This is a genomic window from Micromonospora sp. LHW51205 (assembly GCF_003315815.1).
In the GTDB taxonomy this organism is placed as follows: domain Bacteria; phylum Actinomycetota; class Actinomycetes; order Mycobacteriales; family Micromonosporaceae; genus Micromonospora; species Micromonospora chalcea.
Genome location: NZ_QMEZ01000001.1, coordinates 109943 through 124164 on the forward strand (window position 1 = coordinate 109943; position 14222 = coordinate 124164).

A 14222-nucleotide genomic window follows, 5' to 3' on the forward strand; every position below is an offset into this window, starting at 1 on the left:
CAATCACCGGCATGGAAAGTCCGACCTTCGTTCGCTTCCAGCTCGGGGCGCAGTTACGCAAAGCGCGAGAGCAGGCCGATGTCACCACCGAGGAAGCAGCGGCGGCAATCGAGGTGACCGCGAGCACCCTGCGCCGCATCGAGGCCGGTCGGGTCGGTATCAAAGGCCCTGCGCTCAACGCGCTGCTTGATCGCTACGGCGTCACCGATGCCGAACTGCGCGACACGCTGCTGTCGATGGCGCGCACCGGGAAGCAGCGCGGCTGGTGGGCGAAATACGGGGATCTACCCTCGTCGTATCGGCAGTACATCGGATTGGAATCCGCAGCCGAGGAGGTGCAGACCTTCGAGACGCTTGTCGTGCCGGGCCTGCTCCAGACACCGGCATACTCGCGGGCGATGATGGCGGAGGATGCCTTCGAACCTTCACCCGAGGCGGTCGAGAGGCGAGTCGCCGTCCGGACGCACCGCCAGGAGCTGATCTCGTCGGGCAAGCTCCGCCTGGTAGCTGTACTGGACGAAGCAGTCCTGCACCGCCAGATCGGTGGTGCAGCCGTCATGGCCGACCAGCTCACCGCCTTGCTCGACGCCGGCAGCCGATGGAACGTCACGGTCCAGGTGATCCCGTTCCGGGAAGGTGCCTACGCTTCCATGCTGTCGAGCTTCCACATCCTCAACTTCGCTGACGGCCCCAGCGTGGTGTACATCGAGGGTTTGACGGGCGATCTCTACGCGGAGGGCGAGGATGTGCGCCGCTGTACGGTGGTGTTCAACAGCCTGCGCGCCGCGGCCCTGTCGCCAACCGACTCGGCGGCAATGATCAAAGCAATCCGAGGCGCGCTGCCCGTGGAGTAGGAGGCGGACGTGGACTCGCAGTGGCGCAAGAGCACCCGGAGCGGCACCAACGGAGCCTGCGTCGAAGCGAGATACGCCGACCAGGCAGTAGAAGTCCGCGACAGCAAGGATGCAGGCGGCGCGGTTCTACGCTTCAAGCGTCAGCCGTGGCAAGCGTTCCTCCGCACCCTGCGCTGAGCGCCCACCTCGGCGGTGCTCGTGCCAGGCGCTGGCAGGAAATGGAGGTGGCATGACAGACCGGATCGGCATCAAGTGGCGCAAATCGAGTCGCAGCGACAACAACGGCGGAGCGTGCGTTGAGATTGCCGCAGTCAACGGGAGCATCCTGATCCGCGACAGCAAGGATGCGTCCGGCCCGGTTCTGCGCTTTGGGCGTCAGCCGTGGCAGGTGTTCCTCCGTACCCTGCGCTGAGCCCGACTCGCCAAAGCACGCGCGAGCGCGGCAGGGAGGTCCCTGCCGCGCTCGCGTCTTCGGTCGGTCGTCAGCTGCAGCCGCTGGTGGAGCCGCAGCCCTCGCAGACGTAGCAGCTACCGGCGGGCCGCATCTTCGTGCCGCAGGTGAAGCAGAGCGGCGCGTCGGCGGCCTTGCCGATCACGGCCTCCAGCAGCTCCGTGCTGGAACCCACCACCGGAGCGGGCTTGACCGCGGCGACGTCGGCCATCTCCTGCGCCGGCTGCGCGATCGGGCCGGTCTTCGGCTCCGGCGCCTCGACCGGGGCGGAGGCGGCCATCGCGGTGAGGTCCGCACCGCTCGCCTCCGCCTCCGCCTCGGCCGCGAGCTGGGCGGCCCGCTCCTTGGCGGTGAAGATGCCCAGCTCGGCGCGGCGGTCGTACGGCAGGAAGTCCAGCGCCAGGCGACGGAAGATGTAGTCCATCACCGAGGCGGCCATCCGCACGTCCGGGTCGTCGGTCATGCCGGCCGGCTCGAAGCGCATGTTGGTGAACTTGCTGACGTACGTCTCCAGCGGGACGCCGTACTGGAGACCGATGGAGATGGCCACCGAGAAGGCGTCCATCACGCCGGCCAGGGTCGAGCCCTGCTTCGACATCTTGAGGAAGACCTCGCCGAGACCGTCGTCCGGGTACGACGAGGCGGTGAGGTAGCCCTCCGCGCCGCCGACCGAGAAGGAAATGGTCTCCGACGGGCGCTTCTTCGGCAGCCGCTTGCGCACCGGGCGGTACTCGACGACCTTCTCCACGACCTTCTCCGGCTCGGCGGCCGGGGCCTGGGTCTCGACGGTGCTCTTGTTCTTCTTCGCCGCCGACAGCGGCTGGCCGACCTTGCAGTTGTCCCGGTAGATCGCCAGCGCCTTGAGGCCGAGCTTCCAGCCCTCGAAGTAGATCTTCTCGACGTCCTCGACGGTGGCCTGCTCCGGCATGTTGACCGTCTTGGAGATGGCGCCGGAGATGAACGGCTGGACGGCCGCCATCATCCGCACGTGGCCCATCGGCGCGATCGAGCGCTCACCCATGGCGCAGTCGAAGACCGGGTAGTGCTCCGGCTTGAGGCCCGGGGCGTCCACCACGTGGCCGTGGTCGGCGATGTGCTCGACGATCGCCTCGACCTGCTCCTCGGGGTAGCCGAGGCTGCGCAGGGCGCGCGGCACGGTCTGGTTGACGATCTGCATCGAGCCGCCACCGACCAGCTTCTTGAACTTCACCAACGCCAGGTCCGGCTCGACGCCGGTGGTGTCGCAGTCCATCATCAGGCCGATGGTGCCGGTCGGGGCGAGCACGCTGGCCTGCGAGTTGCGCCAGCCGTGCTTGTCACCGAGCTTGTTGCCCAGCGTCCACTGCTTGGTCGCCTCGCGCTGCACGGCGGTGCCCACGGTGCCGGTCGGCTTGATCGCGTCGTTGGCGGCGGCGTGCTTGCGCATGACCCGCTTGTGCGGCTCGGCGTTGCGGGCGTAGCCGTCGTACGGGCCGACGATGCCGGCCAGTTCGGCGGACCGGCGGTAGGCGGTGCCGGTCATCAGCGAGGTGATCGCGGCGGACACCTCCCGGCCCTGCTCCGAGTCGTACGGCAGGCCGGAGGCCATCAGCAGCGCGCCCAGGTTGGCGTACCCGATGCCGAGCTGCCGGTAGGCGCGGGTGGTCTCACCGATCTTCTCGGTCGGGAAGTCGGCGAAGCAGATCGAGATGTCCATCGCGGTGATGACGAACTCGACCGACTTGACGAACTTCTCCACCTCGAAGCCGCCGTCGGCGCGCAGGAACTTCATCAGGTTCAGCGAGGCCAGGTTGCACGAGGAGTTGTCCAGGTGCAGGTACTCCGAGCACGGGTTCGACGCGGTGATCCGCCCGGTCTCCGGGCAGGTGTGCCAGTCGTTGATGGTGTCGTCGTACTGCAGGCCCGGGTCGGCGCACTCCCACGCGGCCTGGGAGATGGTGCGGAACAGCTTCTTCGCGTCGATCGTCTCGATGGTCTGCCCGTCGAGCCGGCCGCGCAGGTCGAAGCCGCCACCGTTCTCCACGGCGGTCATGAACTCGTCGGAGACGCGGACCGAGTTGTTGGCGTTCTGGTACTGCACGCTGACGATGTCGGCGCCACCCAGGTCCATGTCGAACCCGGCGTCGCGCAGCGCGCGGATCTTGTCCTCCTCGCGCGCCTTGGTCGCCACGAACTCCTCGATGTCCGGGTGGTCGACGTCGAGGATGACCATCTTGGCCGCGCGCCGGGTGGCGCCGCCGGACTTGATGGTGCCGGCGGAGGCGTCCGCGCCGCGCATGAAGCTGACCGGGCCGGAGGCGGTGCCGCCGGAGGAGAGCAGTTCCTTCGAGGAACGGATGCGGGACAGGTTGACCCCGGCGCCCGAGCCGCCCTGGAAGATCCGCCCCTCCTCCTTGTACCAGTCGAGGATGGAGTCCATCGAGTCGTCGACCGACAGGATGAAGCAGGCGCTGACCTGCTGCGGCGACGGCGTGCCGACGTTGAACCACACCGGCGAGTTGAAGCTGAACACCTGGTGCAGCAGCATCCAGGTCAGCTCGTGCGCGAACACCTCGGCGTCGGCCGGGGTAGCGAAGTAGCCGTACTCCTCACCGGCGGTGCGGTAGGTGTCGACCACCCGGTCGATCAGCTGCCGCAGCGACCACTCCCGCTCCGGGGTCCCCACCGCGCCCCGGAAGTACTTGGTGGTCACGATGTTCGCCGCGTTCACCGACCAGGACTCGGGGAACTCCACCCCGCGCTGCTCGAAGTTGATCGAGCCGTCCCGCCAGTTCGTCATGACGACGTCGCGGCGCTCCCAGGTGACCTCGTCGTAGGGATGCACCCCCTCGGTCGTCCAGACGCGCTCGATCTTCAGCCCCGCCCCGGCCTTGTTCCGTGACCTGCTGGTCGTCACGCCCTCGCCCCCCTCGTCGGCACGGTCACCCACCGCGCCTCGTGTACCTGTCAGAAACCCGAAAATGTCAGCTGATCGCGCCGGCGGCGTCCGCCGCACCGGCACCGGCGCCCTCCCGGGCGCGCGCGGCGGCCCGCAGCGTCTCGATCTCCCGCTCGAAGTCGGCGAGCGAGTCGAAGGACCGGTAGACGCTGGCGAACCGCATGTAGGCCACCTCGTCGAGGTCGCGCAACGGGCCGAGGATGGCCAGGCCCACCTCGTGGCTGGGGATCTCGGCCGCCCCCTTGGCCCGTACGGTCTCCTCGACCTTCTGTGCCAGCAGCGCGATCGAGTCGTCGTCGACCGGCCGCCCCTGGCACGCCTTGCGCACCCCGCCGATGATCTTCGTACGGCTGAACGGCTCGGTCACCCCGCTGCGCTTGACCACCGCGAGCACCGCCTCCTCGACGGTGGTGAACCGTTTGCCGCACTCCGGGCAGGACCGCCGCCGCCGGATGAGCTGGCCGTCGTCGGCCTCCCGCGAGTCGACCACCCGGGAGTCGGCGTGCCGGCAGTACGGACAGCGCATGGGCCCGACCTCCTGGCGTCGATCGCGGGCACACCTACCGGCTCCCGGGCACACGTCGGCACGGCGGAGTCATCGTCCGATGACCGTCGCCGGATGCGCGGTGCGGGAGTGCGTTCGGTAGTTGAACCCAACCTGTGGGCGACTTACGCCCGTGTGACTACTACATCTAGGGGTCGACCGTATGCCGAACCCCAAGCGAGGTCAAGTTGGCGGGCGTGTCCGGCGCGTCATCAGAATCACGGTCGGCGCGACCCCGCCGAGGAGCCCAACGGACGGCCTCCCGCGCTGGACACGGCCCGCCGCAATGGAACATCTGTACGAGCGGCGTACTCTTCTATCAGAACAACAGTTCGGAAATCCAGGAATTCGGCACGACACGCCGACAGCAGGTCGTACAGATGTTTGAAAATGACCGATCTCACCTATACGGTCAGACCACACGCACCACGAGCCGACGAGGCACCCCAGCGCCGACCAGGGAGGGACGGACGTGACCGAGGACCGGGCCAGCCGGCAGAAGAACCCGCAGCCGAACGACGGGGCGGGTCCTCCGGCGACCCGCCGCCCCCGCGCCGCCCGCAGCCGCACCGCCCCGGCGGCGGTACGCCCGGTCACGCCGGTGGTGAGCAGTTTCCCCGACCCGACGAGCGTCGACCTGACCGCCCGGCAGCGGCGGATCCTGGAGTTCATCCGCACCTGGGTCGAGCGGCACGGCTACCCGCCGAGCGTGCGCGAGATCGGTGAGGCGGTCGGCCTGGTCTCCCCGTCCAGCGTCGCCTACCAGCTCAAGGAGCTGGAGAAGAAGGGCTTCCTGCGCCGCGACCCGAACCGGCCACGCGCCGTCGACGTCCGGGCCCCGGGCGAGGCCGACGACGAGGCCGCCCGCGCGCAGCGCCCCACCCCGGCGTACGTGCCGATGCTGGGCCGCATCGCCGCCGGTGGGCCGATCCTGGCCGAGCAGGCGGTGGAGGACATCTTCCCCCTCCCCCGCGAGCTGGTCGGCGAGGGCGAGGTCTTCATGCTCCAGGTCAAGGGCGACTCGATGCTCGACGCGGCGATCTGCGACGGCGACTGGGTGGTCGTCCGGCAGCAGCCCAACGCCGAGGTCGGCGACATCGTCGCCGCGATGCTCGACGGCGAGGCGACGGTCAAGACCTACCGGCGGCGGGACGGGCACGTCTGGCTGATGCCGCAGAACCCGGCCTTCGACCCGATCCCCGGCGACGACGCCACCATCATGGGTCGCGTGGTGGCGGTGCTGCGCCGCATCTGACCCCACAGCAGCGGAAAGGGGGTGACCGTCGCGGTCACCCCCTTTTCCATGTCGTCTCAGTAGCGGTCGCCCCGGTACTCCCGGCCACCACCGGACACCGGGCCGTACTGACCCCGATCGTCGTAGCCGTCGTCGCGGCGCGCGCCACGCGGGTCCTGGCCGCGACGCGGCGGCTCGGCCCGGCCGCCGCCTCCGCGCGGCCCGCCACCGGGCTGCCCGCGGTAACCGGGCCCGCCCGGGCCGCCACCCTGACCGCCACGACCCGAACCGCCCTGGCCGCCGCCGCCCTGGCCACCGCCGTAGACACCGCCACCGCGACCTCCGCCGCCGGCCGGGGCGCCACCGCCGTACACCCCACCACCCTGCGGACGGGTGCCGCCCGGGGGACGGCCACCGCCCTGGCCACGGCCGCCCTCCTGAGGGCCGCCGCCGTACACGCCGCCACCCGGCCGGCCACCGCCGTAGACGCCGCCCGAGGGCGGACGGTCGCCGTTCGCCGCGCCACCGTAGACGCCGCCCTGGCCCCCGCCGTAGACCCCGCCGCGCGGTGCCTCCGGCCGTTCCGCCGACGGGAACCCGCCGTTCACCGGGAACTCGCCGCTGCGCTCCGGCTCCTCGGCCCGCGGCGCGGGCTTGCGCCGCGACCGCAGGATCCCGAAGACGCCCGCGCCGACCAGGAGCGCGCCGATCACCCCGACCGCCGCGATCAGGTACGTGATCTCGTCGAGTGAGAGCCCTTCGAGCCAGGACTTCTCGGCGGCCGCCTTCGTCTCGGCCTTGCCGCCGTTCGGGAGCGCCTCCGCGCCACTGGTGGACGGCGTGTAGCTGAGAATGTCGATCGGATCCGAGTCGTCCAGCGTCCCGCCGTCGGAGACGGTGACGAACAACTTGCCGTCGGGCGTGTACGAGATCGCCTCGCCGAACGGGTCGGCCAGCGGGGTGATCCGGGGCTTACCTGTGGTCAGCGCCTTGACGATGTCGCCGCCGGACACGTCGAACTCGAACGCGTCGGCGTACGTACGCAGCACGACCTTGCTGCCGTCGGGTGAACGGGCCGCGCCGGTCACCAGCGCTCGCCCGGGCGACCCGAGCTTGTTCTCGGTGTCGGTCTTCGGCAGCGTGACCTCGCCGACCTTCTTCATCGGGATCGGCTCGGGGTCGCCGGCGGCCTTCAGCTTCACCGTCGGGGTGAAGATCTCCGACTTGCCGGACAGGTCCTTGGTGATCACCAGCGGCATGTTGTCGTCGCCGACGAGCAGGGCCTCCGCGTCGTGCGGTTCCTTGCCCGGGTAGCTGAGCCGGTGCAGCACCGGCTGCCTCGCGCCGCTCAGCGGCATCGTCCAGACCGCGACCCGCTCCCGGCGGGTCTTCTTCTCCACGTTGTCGCCGGTGTCGGCGATCCAGAGCGTCTTGCGGTCCGGGCTGAGCGCCAGGTCCTCGGTGTCGAAGGGCCCGTCACCGGAGTACCGGACCTCCTTCTCGACCTTGCACTTGGCGTCCAGGTAGAAGACCCGCTTGCGGCTGGGGTCGTCGGTGCCGTCGTTGATCACGACGTACCCGCTGCTGGTGGCGATCAGGCCGGACAGCTCGCGGAGGCGGTTGTCCTCGACCGTGCACTTCTTCTTGGGAGCCGCGGCCAGCACGGGGGCCGCGGCGGGAGCCGCCGGGGCCGGCCCGGCCGGCGCCACGACCGCGCCGACCAGGCCGAGCGCGAGCGTGACCGAGGAGACAACGTGCCGCATGACGCTCAGTGTCGCACGACGCGGGTTTCCGGCGGGTGACGCCGGACGGCTCACCGTCCGGCGCCCACCCGCTCGTCGCTGGTCAGCCGATCCCCCGCCCGGTAGGGCGCGAGCTCGGCGGCGAGCCCCTGGCCCACCCGTACGTGCAGCAGCGTGCCCTCGGGCAGGTGAGCGGTGCTGAGCACCTCACCCTGCCGGTGCGCCCGGGCGACCAGGTCACCCCGGTCGTACGGGAGTACGACGCGCACCTCGACGGCCGGCCGGGGCAGCCGGCGCTCGACCGCCTCGCGCAGCTCGTCGATCCCGCGGCCACTGTGCGCGGAGACGAACACGGCGTCCGGCCACAGCCGCTTGAGCCGCAGCATCGTCTCCTCGTCGGTGGCGTCGGTCTTGTTCACCACCAGGAGCTCCGGCAGCCGGTCGGCGCCCACCTCGGCGAGCACCTCGCGTACCGCCCGGACCTGCTCCTCCGGGTCCGGGTGGGTGCCGTCGACCACGTGCACGACCAGGTCCGCGTCGGCGACCTCCTCCAGCGTCGAGCGGAACGCCTCAACGATCTGGTGCGGCAGGTGCCGGACGAAGCCGACCGTGTCGGACAGCGTGTAGAGCCGCCCGTCGGCCGTGGTGGCGCGGCGGGTGGTCGGGTCCAGCGTGGCGAACAGCGCGTTCTCCACCAGCACGCCCGCCCCGGTGAGGCGGTTGAGCAGGCTGGACTTGCCGGCGTTGGTGTAGCCGGCGATGGCCACCGCCGGCACCGCGTTACGGGTGCGCCGGGAGCGCTTGGTCTGGCGTACCGTCGCCATGCTCTTGATCTCGCGGCGCAGCCGCGCGATGCGGTGGCGGATACGCCGACGGTCGGTCTCCAGCTTGGTCTCACCGGGACCGCGCAGGCCCACGCCGCCGCCGGCGCCACCGCCGCGACCGCTACCGCCGGTCTGCCGGGACAGCGTCTCGCCCCAACCGCGCAGGCGCGGCAGCAGGTATTCGAGCTGGGCCAGCTCGACCTGCGCCTTGCCCTCCTTGCTCTTGGCGTGCTGGGCGAAGATGTCGAGGATCAGGGCGGTCCGGTCGACCACCTTGACCTTGGTGCGCTGCTCCAGGTTGCGCAGCTGCGACGGCGACAGCTCACCGTCGCAGATGATGGTGTCGGCGCCGGTGGACAGCACCACCGCGCCCAGGTCGTCGACCTTGCCGCGACCGATGTACGTGGCCGGGTCGGGCCGGTGCCGGCGCTGGATCAGCCCTTCGAGCACCTGCGAGCCGGCCGTCTCGGCCAGCGCCGCCAGTTCGGTGAGGCTGTTGTCGGCGTCGGTCTGGGTGCCCTCGGTCCAGACGCCGACCAGGACGACCCGCTCCAGCCGCAGCTGGCGGTATTCGACCTCGGTGATATCTGTGAGTTCGGTGGAGAGGCCGGGGACCCGCCGCAGCGCCTGCCGCTCCGACAGCTCGTACTCGCCCGTGGTGGCCTCGAGCTCGTCGTCGGTGTAGGGATGGAAGGTCTCCTGCTCGCGCAAACTGCGTCTCCTGTCCGTTATGTGCATCGCCGAGAATTTTCGGCGCGTGACAGCAATCCTGACATGTGACAACGCCCGGCGCACCTGCCTTATGCCCGTGACGCTACTGACCGGTAGCGGGGGCGGATGCCGGGCGACCTGCGCGGGCGAGTAGAAATGCCAGTCGAGCCGCTCAGCGCCGACGGAGGAGTTTCTCGTGGCCAACACACGACTGCCGAGTGCCGGATTCTCCATCACCATCCGGATCGCGGTACCCGCCGACGCCTCCTCCATCGGCCGGCTCACCACCGCCGCCGGCGAGGCCGGGGCCATCGTCACCGCGCTGGACGTGGTCGACTCCGACCCCGCGCACGTGATCGTCGACCTCACCTGCGACACCGCCGACGCCGGGCACGCCGACCAGGTCGTCGACGCGCTCACCGCGCTCGACGGGGTGGACGTCCGCAAGGTCTCCGACCGCACGTTCCTGCTGCACCTCGGCGGCAAGATCGAGGTGACCCCGAAGGTCGCGCTGCGCACCCGCGACGAGCTGTCCCGCGCGTACACCCCGGGTGTGGCCCGGGTCTGCATGGCCATCGCGGAGAACCCGGCCGACGCGCGCCGGCTCACCATCAAGCGCAACACCGTCGCCGTGGTCAGCGACGGCACCGCCGTGCTCGGCCTGGGCAACCTCGGCCCGGCCGCCTCGCTGCCGGTGATGGAGGGCAAGGCCGCCCTGTTCAAGCGCTTCGGCGGGGTGGACGCCTGGCCGGTGGTGCTGGACACCCAGGACACCGACGAGATCGTGGCGATCGTCAAGGCGATCGCGCCCGCGTACGGCGGCATCAACCTGGAGGACATCGCCGCGCCGCGCTGCTTCGAGATCGAGGCCCGGCTGCGCGAGGCGCTGGACATCCCGGTCTTCCACGACGACCAGCACGGCACCGCGATCTGCGTGCTGGCCGCGCTGACGAACGCGCTGCGCGTCGTGGGCAAGCAGCTCGCGGACGTCCGGGTCGTGGTCTCCGGCGCCGGCGCGGCCGGCACCGCGATCATGAAGCTGCTGCTGCGCCAGGGCGTGGGCGACATCATCGCGTACGACCGCCAGGGCGCCCTGCACCGCGGCCTGCCGGACCTCAACCCGGCCTGGCAGTGGCTGGCCGAGAACACCAACAAGGAGAACTACTCCGGTGACCTGGCCGGTGCGGTACGCGGCGCGGACGTGTTCATCGGCGTGAGCGCGCCGAACCTGCTCACCGGCGAGGACGTCGCCGCCATGGCGAAGGACTCGATCGTCTTCGCGCTGGCGAACCCCGACCCGGAGGTGGACCCGCGCGAGGCGCGCAAGTACGCCGCCGTGGTCGCCACCGGCCGCTCCGACCAGCCCAACCAGATCAACAACGTGCTCGCCTTCCCCGGCGTGTTCCGCGGCATGCTCGACGCGCACGCCGAGGAGTTCACCGAGGAGATGGCGCTCGCCGCCGCCCGGGCCATCGCGGACGTGGTCGGCGAAGACAAGATCAACCCGACGGTGATCGTGCCGAGCGTGTTCGACTCCCGGGTCGCCCCGGCGGTGGCCGCCGCCGTGCGGGCCGCCGCCCAGAACCCGGCCGCCACGCCGGCGCCGGCGGCCGACCCGGGCCCGGCCGACCTGCCCGAGATCGCCGCCAACGCCAGCGCCACCCCCTGACGCGCTCCTGCCGCTCGCGGCGCCCTCTCGCAAGGCAGCGCCTCCTCGCGGGACAGCGCCTCCTCGCGGGACAGCGCCTCCTCGCGGGACAGCACCTCCTCAGGGCAGCGCCTCGTCGCGGGGCACGCCCCTGCCGGGTCGGAGACACGAGCGCGCGTGTTCCGGGCACGCGCACGGCTTCTGGGTGCACGTGCCGATTCGGGCACACCAGCAGCTTCCGGGACAGGGGCGTGGCTTCCACCGCACGCGAGTTGCCCGGCTCAGACGCTCTTCTCAGCACACGCGCGCACTTCTTCGGCTACGCACGCCACCCGCACCCGCGTGGACGCGCGTCGCCCGACGCGCGTCCACGCGAGATCTTGGAAGGAAATGGCAGCCAGAGGGGCCCTAATCTTCCAAGATCCACAACAGCGCCCCACCCCGAGGGGAACAAGTCGGACACATGACCCTCACCCCGACTTGATCGACTCCACTTCCCCGAAGTGGCGGCATCATCGCCCTTGATCAACACCAGTTCCCCGAAGTGGTGCCATCAGAGGCTCCGCGACACCACCACTTCGGCGAGCTGGTGTTGATCATGCCGGGCGGCAGCGCGCCAGGGGGACGGACGGACAAGGCCCCGCGTGCCAGGGCCGCGAACATCCCAAGTTGACCAAGGAGTTCGTGTCACTGGGACGCCGGAAATCCCCCGCAAACTCCTTGATCAACCGCGAAGGGGGGCGCCGCAGACGGAGAGGGCGCGGTCAGGGGGTCAGGGCGGACGGGGTCAGGGTGCCGGTGGCCACCAGGACCGCCGGGCCCGACAGCCAGCACGAGTCGGCTGTCACGGTGACCGTCAGGCGTCCGCCCGGTACGTCCACCGCCACCGTGCCGGTGTCGAGCCCGGCGTCGCGCAACGCCACCGCGCCGACCGCGCACGCGCCGGTGCCGCAGGACAGTGTCTCGGCCGAGCCGCGCTCGTAGACCCGCATCAGCACGTGCGCGTCGGCGCCGGTCACCGGCTCGCCGGGCGTGGTGAACTCCACGTTCACCCCGGCCGGGAAGGTCCCGGCGTCCACCTCGGGCGCGCGGGTCAGGTCGAGGCCGGTCAGCTCCAGCGCGGCGGGCAGCGCGCACACCAGGTGCGGGTTGCCGACATCCACTGCGGCGCCGGGCAGCGTCAGCCCGCCGAGCGTCGCGGTCGCAGTGTCGTACAGCCGGGGGCGGCGCATCTCGACCGCCACGTCCGCGCCCTCGACCCGGGCCCGCACCAGACCGGCGCGGGTGGCGATGGGCAGCGTCCCGCCCGACGAGGACGAGGACGACGAGGACGACGAGGACGAGGCGGCGGCCAGCGAACGGTCCAGCAGGTAGCGGACGAACACGCGGGCCCCGTTGCCGCACATCTCGGCGAACGAGCCGTCGGAGTTCCAGTAGTCCATGAACCACTCGGCCTCACCGGCGAGCGCGACGCCCTCGGGGTGCTTGGCGGCGCGTACGACGCGCAGCACGCCATCGCCGCCGAGGCCGCGCCGCCTGTCGCAGAGCGCGGCCACCAGGCCGGGTGTCAGGTCGAGGGTGCCGTCCGGGTCGGGCAGGATGACGAAGTCGTTGCCGGTGCCGTGACCCTTTGTGAACTCCACGCCCCCATCATGGCCGATGCTCGGCGACCACCCGCAGGGCAGTGTCGAGAAACGTGGGCGACGCCGAGTCCAGCCAGTGCACGCGCGGGTCGCGCCGGAACCAGGAGCGCTGCCGGCGGACGAACCGGCGGGTGGCGCGGACGGTCTCCTCGTGCGCTTCGGCCTCGGTCAGCTCCCCGGCCAGGAACCGCAGCACCTGCTGGTAGCCGAGCGCCCGGCTGGCGGTACGGCCCTCGGGCAGCCCTTCGCCGACCAGCGCCCGCACCTCGTCGACCAGGCCGGCGGCCCACATCCGGTCCACCCGCAGCGCGATCCGCTCGTCCAGCGACGCGGTGTCCAGGTCGACGCCGAGCTGCACCGACGGGTAGTACGGCGTGGGCGACGGCAGCGACGCGGTGAACGGCGCGCCGGTCAGCTCGATCACCTCCAGCGCCCGCACGATCCGCCGTCCGTTCGTGGGCAGGATGCTCGCCGCCGCCCCCGGGTCCGCCTCGGCCAGCCGCGCGTGCAGCGGCAGCGGGCCGACAGCGGCCAGCTCCGCCTCCAGCCGCTGCCGCAGCGCCGGGTCGGTGCCGGGGAACTCGAACTGTTCCAGCACCGCCCGCACGTACAGCCCGGAGCCGCCGACCAGCAGCGGCACCCGCCCCCGGGCCAGGATGTCGTCGACGGCCGCGCGGGCCAGCGCCTGGTACTCCGCGACGCTTGCCGGCTCGGTCACCGGCCAGATGTCCAGCAGGTGATGCGGCACACCCTCGCGTTCGGCCGGCGTCAGCTTCGCGGTGCCGATGTCCATGCCCCGGTAGAGCTGCATCGAGTCGGCGTTGACCACCTCGCCGCCGAGCGCGTGCGCCAGCGCGATGCTCAGCGCCGACTTCCCGGCCGCGGTCGGCCCGACCACCGCCACGACGGTCATGCCCGCTCCCAGTTCGCCACGAAGTAGGCCACGCCGTAGGGGGCGCTGTGGTAACCCAGCTCACCCCGCCAGTCGCCGCCGGCCGCGTCGACCGCGCCGGCCAGCGCCTGCCACGGCGCGCGCCCGGCGACCCTCAGCTCCGCCGACAGCCCCGGGTCCAGGCCGAGCAGGGCGTCGGTGTCCGCGCCGGCCAGGGCAACCGCAACCCCTTCGTCGTACGCCTCGGCGCGCGGATCGTCGTACCCCGGCGCCTTGACGCCGCGGCAGGCGGACCCGTCACCGAGCACGAGCAGCGCGACCCGCGGATCGTCGTCGGCGATCAGGCTCGCGCCGAACGCCGCGCACTCCGCCGGTGTGGCGTCGTGGGCCACCGACCGGGCCAGGCGGGGCAGCTCTGTGCCGGAACGGTTGAGCAGCCAGGCGCCGACGGTCAGGCTCAGCGGCAGGCGCTCCGCGCCGGAGCAGGAGATCTTCCACAGCCGCACCGGCCGGTCCAACCCGAAGCCGCGCAGGGAACCCCAGTCGGCGGCGTTGAACCGGACGGTCTCCGGCCCTGCTCCGACGAGCAGGACCGCCTCGGGCCCGGCGGCGAGCAGCCGCGCGACAGCGGCGTCGGCGGCGGCGCGCAGGTCGTCCAGCTCGGGCGCGGCGGCACCGGCCAGCTCGGGCACGATCAACGGCGGATGGGGGCAGACTGCGGCGGCGACCAGTGGCACGCCC

12 protein-coding genes are annotated in these 14222 nt (G+C 71.4%); 5 read left to right on the forward strand and 7 right to left on the reverse strand.

Annotated elements, in window-relative coordinates; all coding sequences use genetic code 11:
* Positions 1-11: 11 nt before the first annotated feature.
* From DQE82_RS00525 to DQE82_RS00535, 3 genes are read left to right on the forward strand one after another with little or no spacing between them, the layout of a single operon-like run.
* Positions 12-854 carry a helix-turn-helix transcriptional regulator gene (locus DQE82_RS00525; RefSeq protein WP_147265108.1) on the forward strand — a complete coding sequence of 281 codons (843 nt, stop codon included), beginning with the start codon at positions 12-14 and terminating at the stop codon, positions 852-854.
* Between the two features lie 9 nt (positions 855-863).
* Positions 864-1031, forward strand: a complete 168-nt coding sequence (locus DQE82_RS00530) for a DUF397 domain-containing protein (protein ID WP_082931024.1) — start codon at positions 864-866, stop codon at positions 1029-1031.
* A gap of 52 nt (positions 1032-1083) precedes the next feature.
* On the forward strand, positions 1084-1266 hold the full coding sequence (locus tag DQE82_RS00535; protein ID WP_082931023.1) for a DUF397 domain-containing protein: 183 nt from the start codon (positions 1084-1086) through the stop codon (positions 1264-1266).
* 70 nt (positions 1267-1336) lie between these two features.
* On the opposite strand, the gene DQE82_RS00540 is transcribed toward DQE82_RS00535, so the two are convergent.
* Together DQE82_RS00540 and nrdR are read right to left on the reverse strand one after the other, a co-directional pair.
* Positions 1337-4234, reverse strand: a complete 2898-nt coding sequence (locus tag DQE82_RS00540; RefSeq protein WP_113971752.1) for a vitamin B12-dependent ribonucleotide reductase — start codon at positions 4232-4234, stop codon at positions 1337-1339.
* Positions 4235-4268: 34 nt separating this feature from the next.
* Entirely contained in the window at positions 4269-4769 is a 501-nt protein-coding gene (gene nrdR / locus DQE82_RS00545) for a transcriptional regulator NrdR (protein ID WP_013284751.1), read from the reverse strand.
* 490 nt (positions 4770-5259) lie between these two features.
* Here nrdR and lexA point away from each other — a divergent pair, with 490 nt between their 5' ends.
* The gene (gene lexA, locus DQE82_RS00550) at positions 5260-6042 is read left to right on the forward strand and encodes a transcriptional repressor LexA (protein WP_043325711.1); all 783 of its coding nucleotides are present in this window, start codon (positions 5260-5262) and stop codon (positions 6040-6042) included.
* A 56-nt stretch (positions 6043-6098) separates the two neighbouring features.
* Here lexA and DQE82_RS30610 read toward each other — a convergent pair whose 3' ends face one another.
* Positions 6099-7784: a hypothetical protein gene (locus DQE82_RS30610; protein WP_158559957.1), complete on the reverse strand. Its 1686-nt coding sequence runs from the start codon at positions 7782-7784 to the stop codon at positions 6099-6101.
* A gap of 50 nt (positions 7785-7834) precedes the next feature.
* Complete coding sequence (gene hflX / locus DQE82_RS00560) at positions 7835-9325, reverse strand: GTPase HflX (protein WP_233514557.1); 1491 nt, start codon at positions 9323-9325, stop codon at positions 7835-7837.
* 169 nt (positions 9326-9494) lie between these two features.
* Here hflX and DQE82_RS00565 point away from each other — a divergent pair, with 169 nt between their 5' ends.
* Positions 9495-10967 (forward strand): NAD-dependent malic enzyme, encoded by a 1473-nt coding sequence (locus DQE82_RS00565; RefSeq protein ID WP_013284747.1) that lies wholly within the window; start codon positions 9495-9497, stop codon positions 10965-10967.
* A gap of 743 nt (positions 10968-11710) precedes the next feature.
* On the opposite strand, the gene dapF is transcribed toward DQE82_RS00565, so the two are convergent.
* The 3 genes from dapF to DQE82_RS00580 are packed head-to-tail and all read right to left on the reverse strand — an operon-like array spanning position 11711 to position 14218.
* Positions 11711-12589: a diaminopimelate epimerase gene (dapF, locus tag DQE82_RS00570; RefSeq protein WP_113971754.1), complete on the reverse strand. Its 879-nt coding sequence runs from the start codon at positions 12587-12589 to the stop codon at positions 11711-11713.
* 7 nt (positions 12590-12596) lie between these two features.
* Positions 12597-13502 (reverse strand): tRNA (adenosine(37)-N6)-dimethylallyltransferase MiaA, encoded by a 906-nt coding sequence (miaA, locus tag DQE82_RS00575; RefSeq protein WP_113971755.1) that lies wholly within the window; start codon positions 13500-13502, stop codon positions 12597-12599.
* Positions 13499-14218: a class III extradiol dioxygenase subunit B-like domain-containing protein gene (locus tag DQE82_RS00580; RefSeq protein WP_113971756.1), complete on the reverse strand. Its 720-nt coding sequence runs from the start codon at positions 14216-14218 to the stop codon at positions 13499-13501. The genes miaA and DQE82_RS00580 overlap by 4 nt, the downstream gene beginning before the upstream one ends.
* Positions 14219-14222: the final 4 nt, after the last annotated feature.

Coding starts and splice junctions, on each gene's coding strand:
- DQE82_RS00525 (WP_147265108.1), top strand. CDS start 12: ATGGAAAGTCCGACCTTCGTTCGCTTCCAGCTCGGGGCGCAGTTACGC.
- DQE82_RS00535 (WP_082931023.1), top strand. CDS start 1,084: ATGACAGACCGGATCGGCATCAAGTGGCGCAAATCGAGTCGCAGCGAC.
- nrdR (WP_013284751.1), bottom strand. CDS start 4,769: ATGCGCTGTCCGTACTGCCGGCACGCCGACTCCCGGGTGGTCGACTCG.
- DQE82_RS30610 (WP_158559957.1), bottom strand. CDS start 7,784: ATGCGGCACGTTGTCTCCTCGGTCACGCTCGCGCTCGGCCTGGTCGGC.
- hflX (WP_233514557.1), bottom strand. CDS start 9,325: ATGCACATAACGGACAGGAGACGCAGTTTGCGCGAGCAGGAGACCTTC.
- miaA (WP_113971755.1), bottom strand. CDS start 13,502: ATGACCGTCGTGGCGGTGGTCGGGCCGACCGCGGCCGGGAAGTCGGCG.